Here is a 19,774-nt window from a genome sequence, read left to right on the forward strand (position 1 = left end):
CTGTTGAAGGAGCTCCCCTGTGGTCGGCTGCTTCAGCTGGCCAGGGCGGCTGCGCAGGCTGCCACGCCAGAACCAGGGGTCCCCTTGTGCAGTCCGAGTTCCTGCAGGGTGGCTTCAATCGCTGCGACGGCGGTCAGCACATCGCGATCACAAACGAAGCCCAGGTGGCCGATGCGGAAGACCTTGCCCTTGAGGTGGTCTTGGCCACCGGCCAGAAGGATGTCAAAGCGATCCTTGACCTTTTTGCGAAGGGTCTCGGCATCGATGCCCTCGGGAGCCACGGCGGTGATGGCCGGGCTGCCGAAGCCTTCGGCGGCATAGAGGGGCAGGCCGATGGCCTTCATGCCCGCTTGGGCGGCGGCGCGATGACGAGCATGGCGGGCAAAGATGCCCTCGAGCCCTTCGGCCTGCATCATCTCGAGCGCCGCTTCCAGCGCGAAGTAGAGGTTGATCGCCGGGGTGAAGGGGTTGCTATTGGCTTGCGCCGATTTCCGGTACTTGCCCAGATCCAGATAGAACTTCGGCAGGTCGGAGCGGCCGTAGGCCTCCCAGGCCTTGTCGCTCATGGCCACGAAGGCCAGACCCGGGGGCATCATGTAGCCCTTCTGGGACCCGGATCCGATGATGTCGATCCCCCAGGCGTCCATGGGCACGTTGCAGGCGCCGAGGCTTGTTACGCAGTCAGCGATGGTCAGCGCTGTGCCATGGGCTTTGACGTGCTTGGCGATGGTCTCGAGGTCATTGATGACCCCGGTGGAGGTTTCCGAGTGGGTCAGGATCACGGCCTTGATCGCCTTGCTGGAGTCGGCCTCCAGGGCGGCACGGAATGCCTCGGGATCTAGTGGGGAGCCCCACTCCGCCTTGATCACCTCCACCTGCAGGCCGTAGGCCTGAGCCACCTTCACCCAGCGCTCGCCAAATTTGCCGTTATCGCCGCAGAGGACCTTGTCCCCTTTGCTCAGCACATTGATGATTCCGGCTTCCATGGCGGCGGTGCCGCTGCCGGTGATCACCAGAACGTCATTGCTGGTTTGATGCAGCCACTTGAGTTGGGCGGTGGTGCGCTCAACGATTTTCTGGAAGTCCGCGCTGCGGTGTCCAATGGGGTGACGCCCCATGGACTGCAGGACGCTTTCCGGCACCGGTGTGGGGCCGGGGATCATCAGAGTCAGCTTGTCCTGCATGGTGGGTGAGCCGGGGCGATCGCTGCCCGTTGGATCAGCAGCGCAATCGACCAACATAAAAAACGGACCTCACCCTTCCCTGGCCCATGGCTGAGTGCGGCTACACCCTGCCGGTCTGGGTTGCGGCTGCAGCGGTGGCGGCGGTTCGAGAGTTGCTTGGCCAGCCTTTTCAAGCGCAGGTTCAGCTCCTTCTGGATCCAGAAGCGGGTCTTGAAGCCACGGTGATTCCGGTCCAGGCCGCCGCACGGTTGGGGTCGGGGCGGGCCTTGGCCACCAGTTGCTGTGACCCCGGAGAGGTGCTGGACCTCACCCGCGGCCTGCAGGTTTGGGTGGAGGCCAGTTGGACGGATGCTGAGGGGGAACAGCCTTGGCTGGAGTTGCTGGCTGGGGAGGGCGTGGGTGTGCACGCAGCTTCCGGCGAGGCCTGCCTCTCGGCCTATGCCAGGCAATTGCTCGAGAGCAACCTGCGCCCGCTCCTGCCGGAGCGCCGGGGTTTGCGGCTGACGCTCACCTTCCCGGAGGGGCGCCAAAGGGCGGCGCGCACCAGCAATGCGGCCTTTGGTGTGGTGGATGGTTTGGCCCTAATTGGGACCCAGGCCCTGGTGCAGCGCAGTGCCGCGCCTGATCAACTGGACCAGGCCCGTCAGGAGTTGGCGCGTCGCAGTCAGGAGCCAGGCTGGAGCGGCGATCTGGTGCTCGTCTTGGGGGAAAACGGGCTGGATCTGGCCCCGCAGCAGGGTCTGCCTTCTGGCCTGTTGCTCAAGGCTGGCAACTGGATTGGGCCACTGCTGGTGGCTGCCGCTGAGGCAGGGGTCAGGCGCCTGCTCTTGTTTGGCTACCAGGGCAAGTTGATCAAGCTGGCGGGGGGCATCTTTCACACCCATCACCATCTGGCTGATGGACGGTTGGAGATCCTGGCGGCCCAGGCGGCCCAGCACGGGTGTTCCCTGGAGCAGATCCGGCTGCTTCTAGAGGCGGCCAGCGTTGATCAGGCAATCGCTGCGTTGGCCGAGCGTGATTCCGCCCTGGCCACGGGGTTGCAGCAGCGCTTGGCCGCCGTGATTGAGCAGCGGGCAGGGGCCTACCTGGCCAAGCACCATGACGCGGCTCCCCAGCTTGGCGCTGTCCTGTTTGATCGCAGCCGCAGCATCTGTGCATGCGGCCCGGTCGGGGCTGCGCTGCTGGAGGGCTTTCGGGCCTGAGATCTAGGGTGATCTGAATGCCTAGGCCACAGCTGCTGGCCGCTCCATGTCAGACGTGACTCCAACCTCAATCGGTGAAACCAATCGTCATCCGGCGATTGTGATCCTTGATTTTGGTTCTCAATATTCCGAGCTGATCGCCCGTCGGGTCAGGGAAACCGAGGTGTATTCCCTGGTGATGGGGTACTCCACCAGCGCGGCTGAATTGAAGGCGCTGAATCCCAAGGGGATCATCCTGAGTGGTGGTCCCAGCTCGGTGTATGCCGAGCACGCCCCGAAGTGCGATCCAGAGATTTGGGATCTGGGCATTCCGGTCCTGGGGGTTTGCTACGGCATGCAGCTGATGGTGCAGCAGCTGGGCGGCTCTGTGGTGGCTGCCGGCCGCGCCGAGTACGGCAAGGCACCTTTATTTGTCGACGACCCCACCGACCTGCTCACCAACGTCGACGAGGGTTCGACGATGTGGATGAGCCATGGCGACTCCGTCGAGCGCTTGCCCGAAGGCTTCGTCCGTCTGGCCCACACCGAGAACACACCTGAGGCCGCCGTCGCGGATCACCAGCGGCGTCTCTACGGCGTTCAGTTCCACCCCGAAGTGGTCCATTCCGAATGCGGAATGGCCCTGATTCGCAACTTCGTCTATCACGTTTGCGGCTGCCTGCCGGATTGGACGACGGCCGCCTTCATCGATGAGGCGGTGGCGGATGTGCGCCGTCAGGTTGGCGATAAGCGCGTTCTGCTCGCCCTCTCCGGTGGTGTCGACTCCTCCACCCTCGCCTTCTTGCTGCACAAGGCGATCGGTGATCAGTTGACCTGCATGTTCATTGATCAGGGCTTCATGCGTAAAGGGGAGCCTGAATTCCTCATGGACTTCTTCGACAAGAAGTTCCACATCAGGGTCGAATACATCAACGCCCGTGAGCGCTTCATCAACAAACTCGCTGGGGTCACCGATCCTGAGGAGAAGCGCAAGCTGATTGGCACCGAATTCATTCGGGTTTTCGAGGAGGAGAGCAAGCGCCTTGGGCCCTTTGATTACCTCGCCCAGGGAACTCTGTATCCCGATGTGATCGAGAGCGCTGGCACCAACGTCGATCCCAAAACGGGCGAGCGGGTGGCAGTGAAGATCAAGAGCCACCACAACGTGGGCGGCTTGCCGAAGGATCTCCAGTTCAAGTTGGTGGAGCCCCTCCGGCGTCTGTTTAAAGACGAGGTCCGCAAGGTGGGTCGCACCCTGGGACTTCCTGAGGAGATCGTCGGCCGCCACCCCTTCCCCGGTCCTGGCCTGGCGATCCGCATCCTCGGTGAGGTGACGGACGACAAGCTCGACATCCTGCGCGATGCCGATCTGGTGGTGCGCGAAGAGATCAAAAACGCTGGTCTCTATCACGACATCTGGCAGGCCTTCGCGGTGCTGCTACCGGTGCGCAGTGTTGGTGTGATGGGTGACAAGCGCACCTATGCCTTCCCCATTGTTCTGCGCTGTGTCTCCTCTGAAGACGGCATGACGGCGGATTGGTCCCGCTTGCCCTATGACCTGCTGGAGAAGATCTCCAACCGGATCGTGAATGAGGTGAAGGGCGTGAACCGGGTGGTGCTCGACATCACAAGCAAGCCCCCCGGCACCATCGAGTGGGAATAATTCCCACCCCTTGAGCCATGGCCTAGGCCGGGTGACTCCGTTACCCTCGGGTCCCCCGGCCTAGGAGCCTTGACTGCCGCCCCACAGCAGGACATCCAGCTGCAGCGCCGCCTTCAGCAGGACAGCATTCAGCTGGCAGGGAAGGTGGTGTATCTGAATCCCTTCCTTTATTGGCGCCGTTTTGACGCCAATACCGATCGCTGGCTGCGGGAACCGGGGCAGCTGGCAGAGGATCAGATCACGACCAACCGGGTGCGCTTCTATCCCGAGTTGGATTGGGAGCTGCTCAACGAGACCGACCGTGCCGTGAAGGACGGGGCTGTTGAGATGTTCCTCAAGAGCCTGGAGCTGATCAGCACCTTTAACCCTGAGCTCACCCCCGGCCAGCTGCTGGAGGTGGAGCGCAAGATGGCCGTCACCAAGAAGAAGGCCTTTGAGCGTTGGGTCTCCAAGTCGCTCAAGCGTCGTCTGCAGCAGGAGGCCAGCGAGCGCCGTCGCTTCGATCGCGAACGCCTGATCCGTGACTGGAGCGAGTGGATGGTGCTGCCGGTGACGCGGCAGGCTTTGCTTCCCCTCTCGGCCTTGATGGTGATCGCGGTGGGTGCGGGCTGGTGGCTTGGCTCCCAGCAGTTCTGCCGTCAGCAGATCGTCCAGCCGGCCATCTCGCGCAGCGCGGGCTAGGCCAGCCAGATCGGGGATCAGGCGCCAGACTGGGCGCACTCAATGCCTCACTTCATGGGTTCCGACCCCCTCGACAGTCTGCGTTTGACCCTGATGCAGGAGGTCCTGCCGGTCGGAATGGCTGCGGTCGAGCGGGCCAAGCGTGGTGGCGCCCGTGATCTGGCTGATGCACTCTCCAAGGGTCCAGAGGGCCTCACGGAGCTCCGCGAGGAAGGGGCAGAGGCGGCCCGTCAGGTTCGTGAGCGTCTCGATCGGATCCAGCCTGGTTTGGGGAATCCGGTGATGAAGGTGCAGGTCACGGACGTGCCGGTGGAGCCGGCCCTGGCGAAGGATGCCGGAGAGGAGGAGTTGCAGCTGGCCCTGGCACGCATCTCCAAGCGGTTGACGTTGCTGGAGCAACGGCTCACGGAAGGGAGCTGACCATTGGCCATCGCCTCCAACCCTCACCGCAGTGCCGGGCTCCAGCGTCAGCCCGCGATTCTGCTGGGTTTGGTGCTGTTCTTCGCTTCGGCGATGGTCGTGCGTCTGGGTTGGTTGCAGCTGCTCCATGGCAGCGAAAACCGGGAGCGCGCTGACGAGAACCGCATCCGCCTGCTGGCGCGTAACCCCGTCCGGGGGCGGATCTTGGATCGCCATGGACAGGTCCTGGTCTCAAGCCGCCTGATCTACAGCCTGTATCTGCAGCCCAAGGATCTGCCGAAGGGTTCTTGGCCCGCTCTGCGGGAGCGGCTGAGCGCTCTGATGAACATCCCCCAGAAGCAACTGGAGCAGCGCAAGCGTCGCGGTCCCGGCAAGCAGGAATACCGCATTGAGCTCGCCAGTGAACTGACGCCGGAGCAGGTCCTGCGCTTCCGGGAGCAGGCCAGCGACCTGCGGGGAGCCCAGGTGGATCTGGATGTCGTGCGCAGCTACCCCCACGGCTCACTTGGCGCCCACACCTTGGGCTACACCCAGCCCATCACTGAGCAGGAATACAAGGTTCTGGCCAAGCGGGGCTACAAGATCCGCGACCGCATTGGCCGCATTGGTGTGGAGGCCGCCTATGAGCAACACCTGCGCGGCACCTGGGGCGGCCAGATGGTCGAGGTCAACGCCATGGGCGAGATCCAGCGCGTCCTCGGCGATCGCCCCTCCAAGGCCGGCAAGGACTTGGTGGTCACGCTTGATCTCCCGCTGCAGCGGGCGGCTGAGGCGGCCCTGAAGGGCAAGCCCGGTGGGGCCATCGTTGCCCTGAATCCCAGGACCGGGGCGATCTTGGCCTTGGCCAGTCGCCCCAATTTCGATCCCAACTTCTTCTCCAAGACCGTCACGACCCAGCGGGAGTACGACGCCCTCTTTGCCTCTCCCTCTAAGCCTCTCTTCAGCCGGGCGATGAATGCTTATGACCCCGGCAGCACCTGGAAGCCGGTGACGGCCTTCGCTGGGATGGCCTCGGGCAAGTTTCCGGCGAACACCAAGCTGATGACCCGCGGCTGCATCACCTACGGCGGGCACTGTTTCCCGGACCACAACGGTGCCGGCTTTGGCCTGATCGGCTACGAGGATGCCCTGCGCTTCTCAAGCAACACCTTCTATTACCAAGTCGGTGTTGGGGTGGGCTCGATGCCCCTCTATGACGCCGCGGTGAAGTTGGGATTCACGAAGCCCACGGGCATTGAGATCGGCTACGAGGAAAGCACCGGCCTGGTGGGCAATGAGCAGTGGGCCGCCAAGGGACGCACCTGGGGTAAGCCCGGCACCACCCCTTGGATCCCCGAGGACATGGCGAGCATGTCCATTGGCCAGTCCGTGGTCCAGGTCACCCCTTTGCAGTTGGCTCGGGCCTACGCCGTCTTTGCCAATGGTGGTTATCTGATCACCCCCCACTTGGTTGATCGCGGCTTGGATTGGACCGCTCCGCCTCGCCGCACCAAGGTGGACATCAAGCCCTCGACCCTGGCCACGATCAACCGCGGCTTGCGCAAGGTGGTTCAGGAGGGCACGGGCTATGCCATGAACCAGGCGGCGGAGTTGCCGCCCGTGGCGGGCAAGACCGGAACCGCCGAGGACAGCACCGGTGGCCCTGACCACGCCTGGTTTGCCTGTTTTGCCCCGTATCCCAACGGCGAGATTGTCGTGGTCGCCTTTGCCCAGAACACCCCTGGCGGTGGTTCAGTGCATGCCTTGCCCATGGCCCGCCAGGTGCTGCAGGTCTGGGCCCAGCAACGCAGCCGCTAGGTGAGGCTTGGTGCTGGTGCGTTGAGCACCTGGCGGTAGTAGCCACGCAGCTGCTCGGTGGCACCGGCCCAACCCCAGCGCTCGGCCTCTTCTCGGGCGTTGCGCCGCAGCTGTTCCCGCTGTCCTGGATCTCCGAGGAGCCGTTGGGTGGCGGCGCTCAGGCTTCCGGCGCCGCCATCGGCTCCATCGGGTTCATAGAGGCAGCCATTGACTCCATCGCTGACGATGTCCGGGATCCCGCCGCGGTTCGCTCCGACCACGGGGCAGCCTGCCGCCATTGCTTCGAGCAGAACCAAGCCCAGGGTCTCGGTGCTGCTGGGGAAGAGGAAGGCATCGGCGCTGGCGTAGGCGCTGGCCAGCTCTTCGCCGGCGAGATAGCCGACGAAGTGGGTGGCACTGCCGGCGAACAAGGTCTCGAGTTGTTGGCGATAGGGGCCATCTCCCACCAGCGCCAGACGTGCATCGGGCATCGCATCGAGGACGGGGCGAATGCGCTCGATCTGCTTTTCGGCCGACAGGCGTCCGATGTAGAGCAGCAGCTTGCCGGTGTCGCTGCGGCCCGCCAGAAGACGATCGCGCATGGCCTGGCTGCGCAGCTCGGGCCGGAAGAGATCGGTGTCGACCCCCCGTTGCCACAGATCCGTGTGCTGGATGCCCTTCTCACTCAGCTCGGCCACCATCGCGGTGGAGGTGCAGAGGTTCAGCTGAGCCTGGTTGTGGGCCATTTTCAGCAGCTCCCAGAGCACCGGCTCGAGCATGCCCAGGCCGTAGTGCTCCAGGTATTTGGGTAGGTGCGTGTGATAACTCGCCACCAGTGGATACCCCTTGGTCTTGGCGAGCCAGATTCCCCCCAGGCCGAGTACGGCCGGGTTGACGACGTGCACCAGATCAGGGGCAAAGGCCTCAAGCGCGTCGGAGACCGACGGCCTTGGCAACGCCAACTTCAGTTCTGGGTAGAGCGGGAGGGGCATGGCCGGAACCCCCACCACCTGGGCCCCCATGTAGGACTCAGGCGCCCCCTCAGGGCAGAAGATCATGATCTCGTCACCGGCCGCAACAAGGTGCTGCACCGTTTTGGTGAGCCGGGTCACGATCCCATCAACCTTCGGCAGGAAGGTCTCGGTGAAGAGGGCGATTTTCAAGGCAATCAGGTGGCCTTAATGGCTTGCTCCTGGGTCTTGGTCCAGGCGGAGGTGCAGAGGATGCGGTTGCGGTCGCAGCGATCGGCGTAGCGGGTGGCGATCTCCACCACTTCCTTCAGCAGACCGTCATCAAGGGTGGTGGGGTTGAGGCCCAGCTCGATGAAACAGCGGTTATCAACGATCAGGTCGTTTTCCACCGCCTCGTTGCGGGGGTTGGGGAGGTTGTTGACCTGGGCTCCGGTCAGGGCGGCGACTTTCTTGGCGAGCTCACCCACCTGATGGCTTTCGGTCATCTGGTTGAAGATCTTCACTCGCTCTCCCTTGCTGGGGGGGTTCTCCAGGGCCAGCTGGACGCACTTCACCGAGTCACGGATGTGGATGAAGGCGCGGGTCTGGCCGCCGGTGCCGTGCACGGTCAGGGGATAGCCGATGGCCGCCTGCATCAAGAAGCGGTTGAGCACCGTGCCGTAATCGCCGTCGTAGTCGAAGCGGTTGGTCAGGCGCGGGTCGCGGTCGGTGGCTTCGGTGTTAGTGCCCCAGACGATGCCCTGGTGCAGGTCGGTGATGCGGACCTGGTCGTTTTTGTTGTAGTAGAGGAAGAGCAGCTGATCCAGCGTCTTGGTCATGTGATACACACTGCCCGGGCTGGCCGGGTGGAGGATTTCCTCCTCGAAGCGGCTGCCATCGGGCTGGGGCACCTCCACCTTCAGGTAGCCCTCGGGGATGGTGGCGCCGCGGTGGGAGCCATAGCCATAGACGCCCATGGTGCCCAGGTGCACGACATGGCAATCGAGGCCAGTCTCAACGATGGCGGCCAGCAGGTTGTGCGTGCCGTTGACGTTGTTGTCGACGGTGTAGCGCTTGGTGGCGCTGCTCTTCATCGAGTAGGGCGCAGCTCGCTGCTCGGCGAAGTGCACCACCGAGTCGGGCCGCTCAGCCAGCAGCAGATCCACCAACCGCTGGTACTCATGGGCGATGTCCATGTGCACGAAGCGCATGGGCTTGCCGCCGATCTCCTCCCAGGCCTTCAGGCGTTCGCCAATGCTGGTGATGGGAGTCAGGGACTCCACTTCCAGGTCAATATCGATCTTGCGGCGGCTCAGGTTGTCGACGATGACCACATCGTGGCCCTGGTCGGCCAGGTTCACGGCACAAGGCCAGCCACAGAAGCCGTCACCGCCGAGAACGAAAACCTTCACCGCTGGACTCCTGCTGAACGAGCATTTGCTCCGTCAGGGCAAGCTACTACAGGGATTCAGCTGATTCCTACCGCAACGGCCATCATCAGGATCACCAACAGAGCGCCGCCGATCAGGAGCACTTTGCTGTTGGCGCCACGGGCCTCACCGGCCTCGATCACCTCCATCCGGGGCTCCCGGGCGAAGGCATTGAGCCTGCCGCCGTCCTCTTCTGTGACCTGCATCGCATGGGCAAGTGGTTGAGGCGACAGTACGGACGAAGTCGGGACTTGACTCGCACCTGTGCGGAAGCTTTATGTGCCGACCCGTCCGCCCGTGGGGGAACTGGGGTTGGCCTCGCCGCGGATGGGCAGACGGCCGGCATGAAAGGCGGTGCGTCCGGCTTCGCAGGCCATGGCCATCGCCCGGGCCATGGCCGCTGGATTCCCAGCTAGGGCGATGGCGCTGTTGATGAGCAGCGCATCGGCTCCCATTTCCATCGCTTGGGCGGCTTCGCTTGGAACCCCCAGGCCGGCATCGACGACGACCGGAACCGAAGCGTTCTCGATGATCAGGGCGATGTTGGCGGCATTGCGGATGCCTTGGCCGGAACCAATCGGTGAGCCCAGGGGCATGACCGTTGCGCAGCCGGCCTCCTCCAGCCGTTTGGCCAAGAGGGGATCGGCATTGATATAGGGAAGAACGGTGAAGCCCTCCTTCACCAACTGTTCCGCGGCCTCCAGGGTCCCGATTGGATCGGGCAACAGGTGTTTGGAGTCGGGGATCACCTCCAGCTTGACGAAGGTGTTGTCCTCTTGTCCGGCCAACTTCGCGAGTTCTCGCCCCAGTCGGGCCACGCGAATGGCTTCCTCAGCGGTGGCACAGCCGGCGGTGTTGGGGAGCATCCAGATTCGACTCCAATCCACCGCTTCCATCAGGCCCTCATGGCCGGCGGCTTGGGACTGCACCCGTCGCACGGCCACGGTGACGATCTCGCAGGCACTGGATTCGAGGCTGGCCTGCATGGCCTGCAGGCTGGGGTACTTACCCGTGCCCGTCATCAAACGGCTGCGGAAGTGTCGCCCGCCGATGATCAGGTCGTCAGCGTGCAGCGGCTCTGCAGACACAGGGATGTGATCAGCTGTGTTGAGACCGTACCGCGCAGCCCTGTCGTCCTTAGCGTGGGGCCACTTGATGGCGCCACCGTGATCCCTTTGCTGTTGGCTGCAGTCCCGCTGACCACCGAGGCCATTGCTCCCAGTCAGAGCACTCCATACGAGGAAAACTTCGGCATGGCGGCCACCGTCCGCCAATTTGATCCGGTCGCGCGTGCGGCGCAGTTGGTGCAGGAGCTGCCTCGGATTTGGTCGGGTAGCTACACGCCTTTTGGCACCGCTCAAGCGGCCAGCGCACGCTTGACCCTTTCGTCGCTGAGGGCCTTAGGGCAAATGGTGGATGTCCGAGGCGAGATCACCCTTGGCTCCTCCACCATTCCTGTGCAAGGCAACTTGAATGCGGCGTCGGATCAATTGGACTTGTTGCTGCTTGGGAATTACCCCAGCGCAGATCTCCAGGACGGCGGCTCGTTCGCGGGTCTGCAGGGCTTCACCTTGTCTGGATGGTCTGCCCCTCGGCTGACGAACCCTGGCGGACAACTCGTGATGACTCCGGAGACCAGCGCCGCTCCAGCCATTCGCGGCCTGTGGTGATCTAGGCGGCCGTGCGCTCCAGCCGCTTGAGCCGACGCTTTGCTGTTTTGTTGGCGGCGTCGAGCTCGAGCACCTTGGCGTAGGTCTCTTTGGCCTCGTCGCTTTTCTGTTGCTTTTCCAGCGCGAAGGCCAGGTTGTTGAGGGCGACGGGGTAGTCCGACTTGGCCCGCAGGGCTGCGCGGTAGTGCTTGATCGCGCCGCTGTAATTGCTTTGGGCCGCCAGGGCAAAGCCCAGGGCGTTTTCGATCAGGGCCTGGGCTTCGCTGGGTTCGCCGCTGGCTCGCTTGGCGGCAAGCTTCAGGTTTTCCGTGGCTTGCCCGTAGAGGCGTTTGCGCAGCTGGACTGAGGCCAATTCGTAGAGGTCGCCGGCACTCTTGTCGCCGGCCTTGGCCTGGGCTTCGAGCCGTGCCAGGGCGGACTCGTCGCGGCGGACCCGCAGGATCTGCCGTGCGACGAGCACCGCAGCGGTGCCGAGCAACAACAAAAGCCCAATCAGGTAGGCCTGTGGGAGTGAAACATCCATGGACCGACCGGACTGGGCTTAGTTGTGATTGAAGGGGGCGTTCAGCTCTTGGCGGCGCCCACGACAGTGGCGAAGCTGGTGGGATCCAGCACGGCCAGCTGGGCCAGCATCTTGCGGTTCAGCTGCACGTCAGCCTTCTTCAGGCCACCGATCAGACGGCTGTAGCTCAGGCCATTCAGGCGAGCAGCAGCGTTGATACGGGCGATCCAAAGACGACGGAAGTCGCGCTTGCGGCGGCGACGGTCGCGGTAGGCGTTGCAGAGCGCCTTCATCACCCGCTGGTTGGCGGTCCGGAACAGGGTGCCGTTGCCACCACGGAAGCCACGCGCAAGGCGAAGGATCTTGTTGCGGCGTTTACGGGCGACGTTGCCCCTCTTAACGCGGGCCATGAATAGTTCTCAGTGAATGTTGAAACTGCTGTGAGGTGAAGCGATCAGCTGTAAGGGAGCATGGCCTTCACGTTGTCCGCATCACGCTCGTCAACCACGGCCATGGTGCCGAGGAAGCGCTTGCGCTTAGGGCTCTTGTGATCGAGCAGGTGATTGCGGAAAGCGTGCCGGCGCATGAACTTCCCGGTGCCGGTCGCTTTGAACCGCTTGGCGGCTGCTTTGCGGGTCTTGAGCTTCGGCATTGTCTACGCGCTCGTGCACAAACGATGAGAGTAAGACTTCAGAGTGCCTTCCGCCAACTCCCCCTAGGGTTTGGCCTGGATCCAGTCAGGCGATGCAGCGTTCCTTGATGGCGGTCCTCGCCGCGTCCTGTCTCCTGGCGGGCTGCCAAGGAACGGATGCCCAGGCCCAGGCCCTGACCCACCGGCCAGTGCCCGCCCCGCCAAGGGTGGATGGTGCCCAGCCCGTGCTCTGGGTGGCTCTAGCGGACCATCTGGGGGCCGCGCCGCTGCAGCTGGTGGCGGCTGCTTCTGTAGTGAGGCTCAGCGATGCCTCCGGCTTTCAAGCCAGTGGCCAGCGCCTGTCCTTGCGCTGGAGACCCAAGCCGCTGAGCGAGCCGCTCACGATTCGCCGGCGAGTGCTGGGGCCGTTCTCCAGCTTTGAGACCGCTGAGCAGGCCGCCCTGGCTTGGCGTCGTCTCGGAGCAAAGGCTGTGGTCGCCCACCCCGGGGAGTGGGAGGTCTGGGCTGCCCCGGAGCAGCCTGTTCCGCCGGCCTACGGCTCCAAGGTTGAAGAGAAGGTTGTCAGTGAGTTCCTGACCCTGCAGCTGGAACGGCCCGATGGCTGGAGGGATCTCCAGGGGCCTGTTCGGATTGAAGCCTCCGCTGGCCTGCGCTGGCAGGGCGGGGTCTTCCAGGGGCCCTTCCGGCTGCAGCCCGACGCCTATGGCAGTTGGACCCTGGTGGAGCAGGTGCCCTTAGAGCGCTATCTCCACGGTGTCGTGCCCCATGAGATCGGTGCTGGAGCGCCGCCTGCGGCTTTGGCTGCTCAGGCGGTGTTGGCGCGCACTTGGGCTCTGGGCAATCAGCATCGTTTTGCCCTGGATGGCTACCACCTTTGCTCGGATACCCAGTGCCAGGTCTATAGCGATCCACGCCTGGCCCGCGCGGGGGTGAAGCAGGCCATTCGATCGACCCAGGGCCAGGTGCTGACCTGGCAGGGGCAACCGATCCATGCCGTCTATCACGCCAGTAACGGAGGAGTCAGTGCCGACGAGGACGAGGCCTGGACCTTGCCCGAACTCGCCTATCTGGAGCCCGCTTTTGATCGGGCCGGAGGCCCTCCCCAGGGATTGGCGTTGCCCCTCACCCAGCGTCAGCAGGTTCGATCGGTCTTGGCGGCGACAGCGGGTGTCTATGGCGAGAACCACCCCTACTTCCGCTGGCAGCGCGTCCTCGGGCAGGACACCTTTGCCCGTGCCCTGGGTACGGGAGCGGCCGCCGTTGGATCGCCGGTGAATCCGGTTGTTCTGGAGCGGGGCCCGAGTGGTCGCGTGGTGCGGTTGGCCCTCAGGGGGCCCCTGGGAGAAAAGGTGCTGGTGCGGGATGCCATCCGCCGCACACTGCGTCGTTTACCCAGCACCCTCTTTGTGATTGAACCCGCCGGGGCAGGTCTTTGGCGCTTCGATGGAGGTGGTTTTGGCCATGGCGCTGGTTTGTCTCAGGCCGGCGCCATCGATTTGGGAGGACGGGGTTGGAGCGTGAAGCAGATCCTTCGTCACTACTACCCGGGAACGGAGTTGGTTCCTCTGCCAGCCATCAAGGCTGCGAAGGGGGGCTCTTAGAGTCCGCACATCCTTGGGATCGCCATGGCCGCTGGGGGCACAGCCACAGGAGCGCGCCGACTGCAGGCCTCCCTCTTTCTCCTCTGCTGTTGCGGTGCGGCTGCGGCTCCCCATCGTCTGCCTGCCTCCCAGGCCCTCTGGCCTGCCACGGCCCTGACGGTGCTGCTGGGTCTGTACGTCCTGCGCGCCGTCTTCCTTCCAGCGCTGAGAGGTGTTCAGGCGGAAGGCCCAGCCGTTTTGGAGGCGTTGCCCGCCGTTGATCTGGTGGTGGCAGCCCGCGATGAGGAGGCCGTGATTGGTCGCTTGGTGGAGCGACTGGCCGCCCTGAGTTACCCGGCCGATCGCCTCAAGATCTGGATCGTCGATGACGGCAGCGAAGACCGCACCCCAGAGGTCCTGAGCGAGTATCAGGCCCGTTTCCCTCAGCTCCAGGTCCTGCGCCGTCCCCGCGATGCCGGCGGCGGCAAGTCGGGTGCTCTGAACGCGGTGCTGCCGAACCTCCAGGGGCGTTGGCTCTTGGTCTTGGATGCCGATGCCCAGTTGCAGCCGGATCTGCTGGAGCGATTGGTTCGCTTTGCCGAGCAGGGCGGTTGGTCCGCCGTGCAGCTGCGCAAGTCCGTGGTCAATCCCGACCTCAATTGGCTGACCCGCGCCCAGGCCATGGAGATGGCCCTCGATGCCGTCATCCAGCAGGGCCGACTTTTCTCCGGCGGTGTTGTTGAGCTTCGGGGCAATGGTCAACTGCTCCGGCGGGAGGCGGTGCTCAGCTGCGAAGGCTTCAACGAAGCCACCGTCACCGATGACCTCGACTTGAGTTTCCGTCTGCTGGTGCAGCAGCAACCGGTTGCCCTGCTTTGGGATCCCCCGGTGCAAGAGGAGGCCGTGACCGCCTGGAGTGCCCTCTGGCGCCAGCGGCAACGTTGGGCCGAGGGGGGACTGCAGCGTTTCTTCGATTACTGGCCTCAGCTGACCGGAAGCGAGGTCTCTGCGGCGCGCAAGCTCGATCTGAGCTGCTTTTTTCTGCTGCAATACGCCCTGCCCGTGATGGCCGCAGCCGATGCCCTCACGGCCCTGATCACCCGCACGCCACCGCTGAGTTGGCCCCTGTCCTTTGTGGCCTTTGGCCTCTCGGGCGGAGCGATTTTGGCGGGCTGCTCCCGCCGGTCTGAAGGACCGGACCTACCCGCGATGGGCCCGATCAACCTGGCCTGGGGCATTGCCTATCTGGGCCACTGGTTCGTGGTGATTCCCTACACCACCCTGCGGATGGCGCTCCTGCCTAAGCGTCTGGTCTGGGCCAAGACCCTGCATGTAGGGGCTGAGCCTGATCAGGCCGCGGCTTGATCGTCGCTGAGTTCCGGCAGGGGATCCTGCAGGTCCACCACTTCGCCGTTGAAGAATTCGGCTAGCCGCTTGGCCTGGTCATCGATCAGCCCATGGGGTTTCCGTTCAGGCGGCGGGGCTGGCGTTGCTGCCGGTGCTGCTGACGTGGGTGCCGGAGTCGGAGCCTCAGCTGGAGCTGGAGCTGGAGTCTGGGGTTGGGGAGGAGTAGCAGCGCCTGGAGGGTCCTGCGGAGGCTCCGGCGGCGGCGGTGTCTGCGCTTGAGGCGCGGGCTGCGGCGCAGGCGCGGGAACGAGTGGGGCCGGCGCTACGGGTGCTGCGGGTGCGGCGCCGGCCTCGAGAACCACCTGCCTCGGGCTGCCCAGGGCGGAGGCGACGGCTTTCTCCAGCAGGGGTAGGCGGCTCTGGACCATGGCGGTCCAGTTGCCGGCGACCTGGACCACGGCGCGCTGGCTGTCGAGGCGGGCCAGGGAGGCCTGCTGGGAGAGGAGCATGCGGGTCGATGGCAGCTCCAGCCCCGCCAGGATCTGCTGCCAGAGGGCGGCCAGATCTGGTGTCTCCGTGCTGGTTGCCGTGACCGGTTCAGGGGCAGGAGCGGCAGCCGGCGGAGCTATGGGCGCAACGACGACGTCTGGGGCAGGCGGTGCGGGAGCCGGGGCTGCTGGTGTGGGGGCTGCCGCCTGCGGGGTCGGGCGGGGACTGGTCGTGGGGACACTGGTGGCGGCGGCGACGGCGGGTTCAGCCAAGAGACCCAGGAGAAGCACCTCAAGCCAGAGCCGGGGCTGCACGCTTTGGCGCAGTTGCTGTTCGCTGCCTTTGAGTTGCGCCTGCCAGCGCAGCAGGGTCGCTTTGCCGATGCTGCGGGCGAGGTCCGGCAGCTCCCCTCGGATTTGGGGCGAGAAGCTCGTGAGCTCCAGGCGATTGGGGGCAACCCCCGCGAGCACCAGATCCCGCAGCAGGCCGGCCATTCCCTGGAGCACGGCACCGGGTTCGCGGCCGCGCTCGAGCAGGTTGCGGATCGCTTCGATCACCCCCAGCGGCTCGGCCCCGGCGAGGGCCTGGGCCAGTTGCAGCAGTTCCTGCTCGGGCACGGCCCCCAGCAACTCCCAGACCGCCGTCGGTTCGACCGGCCCGGGTAGCAAGCTCAGCTGATCCAGCAGGCTTTCGGCATCCCGCAGGCCCCCCTGGGCCCGCTGGGCCACCACATGCAGGGCTTCTGGCGTGATTTGGATGTTCTCTTCCTTGGCAATCCAGCCCAGGTGTTGCTCGAGGGCATCGAGGGGAATGCGCCGGTAGTCGAAGCGTTGACAGCGGCTGAGGATCGTGGGCAGGACCCGCTGCGGGTCAGTGGTCGCCAGGACGAAGACCACCCGCGGGGGCGGCTCCTCCAGGGTCTTCAGTAGGGCGTTAAAGGCCGCGGTCGAGAGCATGTGGCACTCGTCGACGACGTAGACCTTCCAGCGGGCCTGAACCGGGGCGAATCGAGAGCGTTCAATCAGCTCGCGGATGTTGTCGACCCCGGTGTTGGAGGCGGCGTCGATCTCGATGACATCGAGGGCATTGCCGTTGGCAATGGAGGTGCAGAGCTCACAGCTGCCGCAGGGCTCTGGGGTTGGGTGATCCGAGCTGAGGCAGTTGAGGGAGCGCGCCAGGATGCGGGCGCTGGAGGTTTTCCCCGTTCCTCGGGGACCACTAAAGAGGTAGGCCGGCGCAATGCGACCGGAGCGCAGGGCATTGCCCAAGGTCGCGGCGATCGCCTCTTGCCCCACAAGCTGGTCAAACCGCTGCGGGCGGTACTTGTGGTGGAGCGGTTGGTAGGCGGCCGGCATCGCTGGAGGCTACTGGCCCTCGACGCCTCTGTTCGGGTTTGAATCCTGCTGCTGATCTGTCAGGAGGCGCTCGAGCTTGGCTTCCATCTCCTCCACCTCGCTCAGCTGATCCGCCAGGGTCTGGGCAGCCAGGCGCAGTCGCTGGAATTGGGGTTGCTCAGCTCCGGCTCCCCAGCGCTCTTCGGCGCGGGACAGCTCGGTCTCCAGTTTGCTTTGCAGCTTCAGGCGCAGGGCATCGAGTTGCTCCAGGCTGCGTCTGACGAGTTCGCGTCCCTTCTCCAGCTGGCTCGCCTCCAGTCGTCGCCCCTGACGCAGGAGCAGCTTGGCGCCGCTCAGGACCGCAGCAGGCATGAACTGGCCCAGGGCGAGGGCCCCCCAGCTGCCGGCCTGGAGGACCTCCTCCACCTGGGCGCTGCGATGGCGTCCGGTTTTGCACCAGTGGGCGAAGTGTTCGCAGTTGTTGAAGAGCAGGTTGTAGTTCTGCTCCCCCAGTCGCCCCATGGCTCGGCGCAGGGTTTGCCCTGCCGGCAAACAGGCCCCCTCGGGGTAGGACACCACCGTTAAGGGCTGGCTGCGGCTGAATGCGTCGAGGGGGCTGCGCAGAATCTGGCGCCCCTCCAGGTAGTGGGCGACGCTGCCGTCCCCGAGGTCGATGCCGTGGTGATTGAAGAGACCGTGCTGCCGCGGCACCTCAAGGTGATCAGCGGCAGCCACGGAGCCCTAGGCCGATTCCTGCTGCGCGGACTCGCTGCCCGGAAGAGGGAGGACCTTGGCCTGGGTGCGTTCCTCCACCAGGGCCCGGGTGACCGTGAAGGCCTTGGTGCTCTTGTCGGACGGCAGCTCATACATCAGGTCGAGCATCAGTTCCTCGACGATCCCGCGCAACGCCCGGGCTCCGGTCTTGCGGCGGTGGGCCTCGGCGGCGATGGCTTCAACGGCCCCGGGCTCAAACTCGAGCCGCACGTCGTCCATGCTCAGCAGCGTCTGGAACTGCTTCACCAGGGCGTCGCGGGGCTCGGTGAGAATCGCCTCGAGTGCGTGGTTGTCGAGGGGCTCGAGCACGGCGTTTACCGGCATGCGGCCGATGAACTCGGGGATGAGGCCGTACTTGACCAGGTCGTCGGGCTGGAGGTGGCGCAGGACCTGGGCGGCCTGTTGGTCCTTGCTCTGGCGGCCGCGGCGGCCGCCTTCTGGGATGAAGCCGATGGCGTTCCGGCCCATCCGGCGCTGGACCACGTCATCGAGGCCGACGAAGGCACCACCGCAGATGAACAGGATCTGGCTGGTGTCGATCTGAATGCAGTCCTGGTAGGGATGCTTGCGGCCCCCTTGGGGGGGGACGTTGGCCACGGTTCCCTCCAGCAGTTTCAGCAACGCCTGCTGAACGCCCTCCCCGGAGACATCGCGGGTGATCGAGGGGTTCTCGCTCTTGCGGGCGATCTTGTCGATCTCGTCGATGTAGATGATTCCGCGCTGGGCCTGGTCGACGTCCAGGTCAGCCTTCTGCAGCAACCGCAGCAGGATGTTCTCCACGTCCTCCCCGACGTAGCCGGCTTCGGTCAAGGTCGTGGCATCAGCCACGGCGAAGGGCACATCCAGTAACTCGGCCAGGGTCTGCGCCAGCAGGGTTTTGCCGCAGCCCGTGGGGCCGATCAGGAGGATGTTGCTCTTGTGCAGCTTGGTGGCGGTTTCGTTGCTCTCGCCCTTGCCGTCGCCCTGCCAGGCCAAGCGCTTGTAGTGGTTGTAGACCGCAACGGAGAGGACCTTCTTGGCCTCCTCTTGCCCCACGACCTGGGCGTCGAGGTGAGCCTTGATGTCTTGAGGTTTGGGGATTTCGGCCAGCGTCGGAGCAGGCTTACTCGCTTTTTTGGCGGGAGCTTTGCCCTTGGTTTCCTGGGCTTGGCGGCCAGCGCCGCCGCCACCATGGCCCTCAACCAGCTCTTCGTCGAGGATCTCGTTGCAGAGATCGATGCACTCGTCGCAGATGTAGACGCCAGGGCCGGCGATCAGTTTGCGCACCTGGTCTTGCGACTTCCCGCAGAAAGAGCACTTCAGGTGGGCGTCGAACTTGGCCATCGGGCAAGGGCTGTGGCGGCGTTGAGCGGGAGGGCTTCGGGGCGGTGTCCCGAAACTTCAGGATCGGTGCGATCCAGCGCTTCGTCAGCCGTCCTTAAGGATCAAACCGGGGTCGTATCGGTGACGACACGATCGATCAGGCCGTATTGAACCGCTTCTGCCGGGGAAAGGAAGTAGTCGCGGTCGGTGTCTTCAGCGATTTTCTCCAGGGGTTGGCCGGTGTGTTCGGACATCAGGCCGTTGAGGGTCTCCTTCAAATAGAGAATTTCCTTGGCCTGGATTTCGATGTCGACAGCCTGTCCCTGGGCTCCGCCAAGGGGCTGGTGGATCATGATCCGCGCGTTCGGGAGAGCCAGGCGCTTGCCCTTGGTGCCGCCGGAGAGCAGAAAAGCTCCCATGGAGGCGGCCAGGCCGTAGCAGATGGTGACGACGTCGGGCGCGACCTGCTGCATGGTGTCGTAGATCGCCAGACCCGCTGTCACCGATCCCCCAGGGGAGTTGACGTAGATCTGAATGTCCTTCTCGGGGTCTTCGGCCTCGAGAAAGAGGAGCTGGGCAACCATGGCGTCCGCCACCTGGTCATCAATCCCGCTGCCCAGAAAGATGATGCGCTCCCGCAGCAGACGGGAATAGATGTCAAAGGCCCGATCGCCTCGGCCGGATTGCTCAACCACGGTGGGGAGCACACCCGGTGCGGCGGTCGGACCAGTGACGATCGAGGATTGGGGCCCTTGGCCCAGCCAGCGGTTCTGGATTGGATGAGGAGTGCTGGCGTTGATCACTCGGCCGGACTGGAGTCAGTCCGGCCAATCTATGGG

General features: G+C 64.6%; 20 protein-coding genes. 8 read left to right on the top strand and 12 right to left on the bottom strand.

The window, feature by feature from the left end; all coding sequences use genetic code 11:
* Nucleotides 1-32 precede the first annotated feature (32 nt).
* Nucleotides 33-1,184: a pyridoxal-phosphate-dependent aminotransferase family protein gene (locus tag ACXIQ9_RS04840; protein WP_459015928.1), complete on the bottom strand. Its 1,152-nt coding sequence runs from the start codon at nucleotides 1,182-1,184 to the stop codon at nucleotides 33-35.
* Between the two features lie 86 nt (nucleotides 1,185-1,270).
* Between ACXIQ9_RS04840 and cbiD the strand changes: the two genes are divergently transcribed.
* From cbiD to mrdA, 5 genes are all read left to right on the top strand, one after another.
* Nucleotides 1,271-2,386: a cobalt-precorrin-5B (C(1))-methyltransferase CbiD gene (gene cbiD, locus ACXIQ9_RS04845; protein WP_459015929.1), complete on the top strand. Its 1,116-nt coding sequence runs from the start codon at nucleotides 1,271-1,273 to the stop codon at nucleotides 2,384-2,386.
* Between the two features lie 46 nt (nucleotides 2,387-2,432).
* The gene (gene guaA / locus ACXIQ9_RS04850) at nucleotides 2,433-4,028 is read left to right on the top strand and encodes a glutamine-hydrolyzing GMP synthase (protein ID WP_296415441.1); all 1,596 of its coding nucleotides are present in this window, start codon (nucleotides 2,433-2,435) and stop codon (nucleotides 4,026-4,028) included.
* Between the two features lie 69 nt (nucleotides 4,029-4,097).
* Nucleotides 4,098-4,709, top strand: coding sequence for a hypothetical protein (locus tag ACXIQ9_RS04855; RefSeq protein ID WP_010313935.1), 612 nt, complete (start codon nucleotides 4,098-4,100; stop codon nucleotides 4,707-4,709).
* Nucleotides 4,710-4,763: 54 nt separating this feature from the next.
* Nucleotides 4,764-5,129, top strand: coding sequence for a hypothetical protein (locus ACXIQ9_RS04860; RefSeq protein ID WP_459015930.1), 366 nt, complete (start codon nucleotides 4,764-4,766; stop codon nucleotides 5,127-5,129).
* Between the two features lie 3 nt (nucleotides 5,130-5,132).
* On the top strand, nucleotides 5,133-6,926 hold the full coding sequence (mrdA, locus tag ACXIQ9_RS04865) for a penicillin-binding protein 2 (RefSeq protein WP_296419365.1): 1,794 nt from the start codon (nucleotides 5,133-5,135) through the stop codon (nucleotides 6,924-6,926).
* Here mrdA and ACXIQ9_RS04870 read toward each other — a convergent pair.
* The 4 genes from ACXIQ9_RS04870 to ACXIQ9_RS04885 form a co-directional block, all read right to left on the bottom strand.
* Nucleotides 6,923-8,068 (bottom strand): glycosyltransferase family 4 protein, encoded by a 1,146-nt coding sequence (locus ACXIQ9_RS04870; protein WP_459015931.1) that lies wholly within the window; start codon nucleotides 8,066-8,068, stop codon nucleotides 6,923-6,925. The genes mrdA and ACXIQ9_RS04870 overlap by 4 nt on opposite strands.
* A 5-nt stretch (nucleotides 8,069-8,073) precedes the next feature.
* A complete protein-coding gene (locus ACXIQ9_RS04875) occupies nucleotides 8,074-9,267 on the bottom strand; it encodes an NAD-dependent epimerase/dehydratase family protein (protein WP_010313928.1) in 1,194 nt (397 codons plus the stop codon).
* Between the two features lie 56 nt (nucleotides 9,268-9,323).
* The gene (gene psb34 / locus ACXIQ9_RS04880; protein ID WP_247476626.1) at nucleotides 9,324-9,491 is read right to left on the bottom strand and encodes a photosystem II assembly protein Psb34; all 168 of its coding nucleotides are present in this window, start codon (nucleotides 9,489-9,491) and stop codon (nucleotides 9,324-9,326) included.
* A gap of 69 nt (nucleotides 9,492-9,560) precedes the next feature.
* Nucleotides 9,561-10,373, bottom strand: a complete 813-nt coding sequence (locus ACXIQ9_RS04885; RefSeq protein WP_459015932.1) for a thiazole synthase — start codon at nucleotides 10,371-10,373, stop codon at nucleotides 9,561-9,563.
* 78 nt (nucleotides 10,374-10,451) lie between these two features.
* Between ACXIQ9_RS04885 and ACXIQ9_RS04890 the strand changes: the two genes are divergently transcribed.
* A complete protein-coding gene (locus ACXIQ9_RS04890; protein ID WP_296415430.1) occupies nucleotides 10,452-10,955 on the top strand; it encodes a hypothetical protein in 504 nt (167 codons plus the stop codon).
* A gap of 1 nt (nucleotide 10,956) precedes the next feature.
* On the opposite strand, the gene ACXIQ9_RS04895 is transcribed toward ACXIQ9_RS04890, so the two are convergent.
* From ACXIQ9_RS04895 to rpmI, 3 genes are read right to left on the bottom strand one after another with little or no spacing between them, the layout of a single operon-like run.
* Complete coding sequence (locus tag ACXIQ9_RS04895; protein ID WP_010313921.1) at nucleotides 10,957-11,478, bottom strand: tetratricopeptide repeat protein; 522 nt, start codon at nucleotides 11,476-11,478, stop codon at nucleotides 10,957-10,959.
* 41 nt (nucleotides 11,479-11,519) lie between these two features.
* Nucleotides 11,520-11,867 (bottom strand): 50S ribosomal protein L20, encoded by a 348-nt coding sequence (gene rplT, locus ACXIQ9_RS04900; RefSeq protein ID WP_010313919.1) that lies wholly within the window; start codon nucleotides 11,865-11,867, stop codon nucleotides 11,520-11,522.
* 44 nt (nucleotides 11,868-11,911) lie between these two features.
* Entirely contained in the window at nucleotides 11,912-12,109 is a 198-nt protein-coding gene (gene rpmI / locus ACXIQ9_RS04905; RefSeq protein WP_010313917.1) for a 50S ribosomal protein L35, read from the bottom strand.
* Nucleotides 12,110-12,201: 92 nt separating this feature from the next.
* Here rpmI and ACXIQ9_RS04910 point away from each other — a divergent pair, with 92 nt between their 5' ends.
* Nucleotides 12,202-13,710 carry a SpoIID/LytB domain-containing protein gene (locus ACXIQ9_RS04910; protein ID WP_459015933.1) on the top strand — a complete coding sequence of 503 codons (1,509 nt, stop codon included), beginning with the start codon at nucleotides 12,202-12,204 and terminating at the stop codon, nucleotides 13,708-13,710.
* Between the two features lie 24 nt (nucleotides 13,711-13,734).
* Complete coding sequence (locus tag ACXIQ9_RS04915) at nucleotides 13,735-15,054, top strand: glycosyltransferase family 2 protein (protein WP_459015934.1); 1,320 nt, start codon at nucleotides 13,735-13,737, stop codon at nucleotides 15,052-15,054.
* On the opposite strand, the gene ACXIQ9_RS04920 is transcribed toward ACXIQ9_RS04915, so the two are convergent.
* The 4 genes from ACXIQ9_RS04920 to clpP all read right to left on the bottom strand — a co-directional run bounded on the left by ACXIQ9_RS04920 (nucleotide 15,039) and on the right by clpP (nucleotide 19,738).
* Nucleotides 15,039-16,880 (bottom strand): DNA polymerase III subunit gamma/tau, encoded by a 1,842-nt coding sequence (locus tag ACXIQ9_RS04920; protein ID WP_459015935.1) that lies wholly within the window; start codon nucleotides 16,878-16,880, stop codon nucleotides 15,039-15,041. The genes ACXIQ9_RS04915 and ACXIQ9_RS04920 overlap by 16 nt on opposite strands.
* Before the next feature lie 9 nt (nucleotides 16,881-16,889).
* Entirely contained in the window at nucleotides 16,890-17,594 is a 705-nt protein-coding gene (locus ACXIQ9_RS04925) for a lecithin retinol acyltransferase family protein (protein ID WP_459015936.1), read from the bottom strand.
* 6 nt (nucleotides 17,595-17,600) lie between these two features.
* Nucleotides 17,601-18,956: an ATP-dependent protease ATP-binding subunit ClpX gene (gene clpX, locus ACXIQ9_RS04930; protein WP_459015937.1), complete on the bottom strand. Its 1,356-nt coding sequence runs from the start codon at nucleotides 18,954-18,956 to the stop codon at nucleotides 17,601-17,603.
* A gap of 101 nt (nucleotides 18,957-19,057) precedes the next feature.
* On the bottom strand, nucleotides 19,058-19,738 hold the full coding sequence (clpP, locus tag ACXIQ9_RS04935; protein ID WP_029626062.1) for an ATP-dependent Clp endopeptidase proteolytic subunit ClpP: 681 nt from the start codon (nucleotides 19,736-19,738) through the stop codon (nucleotides 19,058-19,060).
* Nucleotides 19,739-19,774: the final 36 nt, after the last annotated feature.

This window comes from Synechococcus sp. LTW-G (assembly GCF_054459035.1).

What these genes read in the sequence shown, in the direction of transcription:
- ACXIQ9_RS04915 (WP_459015934.1), top strand. Translation starts at nt 13,735, where the DNA reads ATGGCCGCTGGGGGCACAGCCACAGGAGCGCGCCGACTGCAGGCCTCC.
- rpmI (WP_010313917.1), bottom strand. Translation starts at nt 12,109, where the DNA reads ATGCCGAAGCTCAAGACCCGCAAAGCAGCCGCCAAGCGGTTCAAAGCG.
- clpX (WP_459015937.1), bottom strand. Translation starts at nt 18,956, where the DNA reads ATGGCCAAGTTCGACGCCCACCTGAAGTGCTCTTTCTGCGGGAAGTCG.
- psb34 (WP_247476626.1), bottom strand. Translation starts at nt 9,491, where the DNA reads ATGCAGGTCACAGAAGAGGACGGCGGCAGGCTCAATGCCTTCGCCCGG.
- ACXIQ9_RS04895 (WP_010313921.1), bottom strand. Translation starts at nt 11,478, where the DNA reads ATGGATGTTTCACTCCCACAGGCCTACCTGATTGGGCTTTTGTTGTTG.
- ACXIQ9_RS04920 (WP_459015935.1), bottom strand. Translation starts at nt 16,880, where the DNA reads ATGCCGGCCGCCTACCAACCGCTCCACCACAAGTACCGCCCGCAGCGG.
- ACXIQ9_RS04840 (WP_459015928.1), bottom strand. Translation starts at nt 1,184, where the DNA reads ATGCAGGACAAGCTGACTCTGATGATCCCCGGCCCCACACCGGTGCCG.
- ACXIQ9_RS04910 (WP_459015933.1), top strand. Translation starts at nt 12,202, where the DNA reads ATGCAGCGTTCCTTGATGGCGGTCCTCGCCGCGTCCTGTCTCCTGGCG.
- guaA (WP_296415441.1), top strand. Translation starts at nt 2,433, where the DNA reads ATGTCAGACGTGACTCCAACCTCAATCGGTGAAACCAATCGTCATCCG.
- ACXIQ9_RS04860 (WP_459015930.1), top strand. Translation starts at nt 4,764, where the DNA reads ATGGGTTCCGACCCCCTCGACAGTCTGCGTTTGACCCTGATGCAGGAG.
- rplT (WP_010313919.1), bottom strand. Translation starts at nt 11,867, where the DNA reads ATGGCCCGCGTTAAGAGGGGCAACGTCGCCCGTAAACGCCGCAACAAG.
- cbiD (WP_459015929.1), top strand. Translation starts at nt 1,271, where the DNA reads ATGGCTGAGTGCGGCTACACCCTGCCGGTCTGGGTTGCGGCTGCAGCG.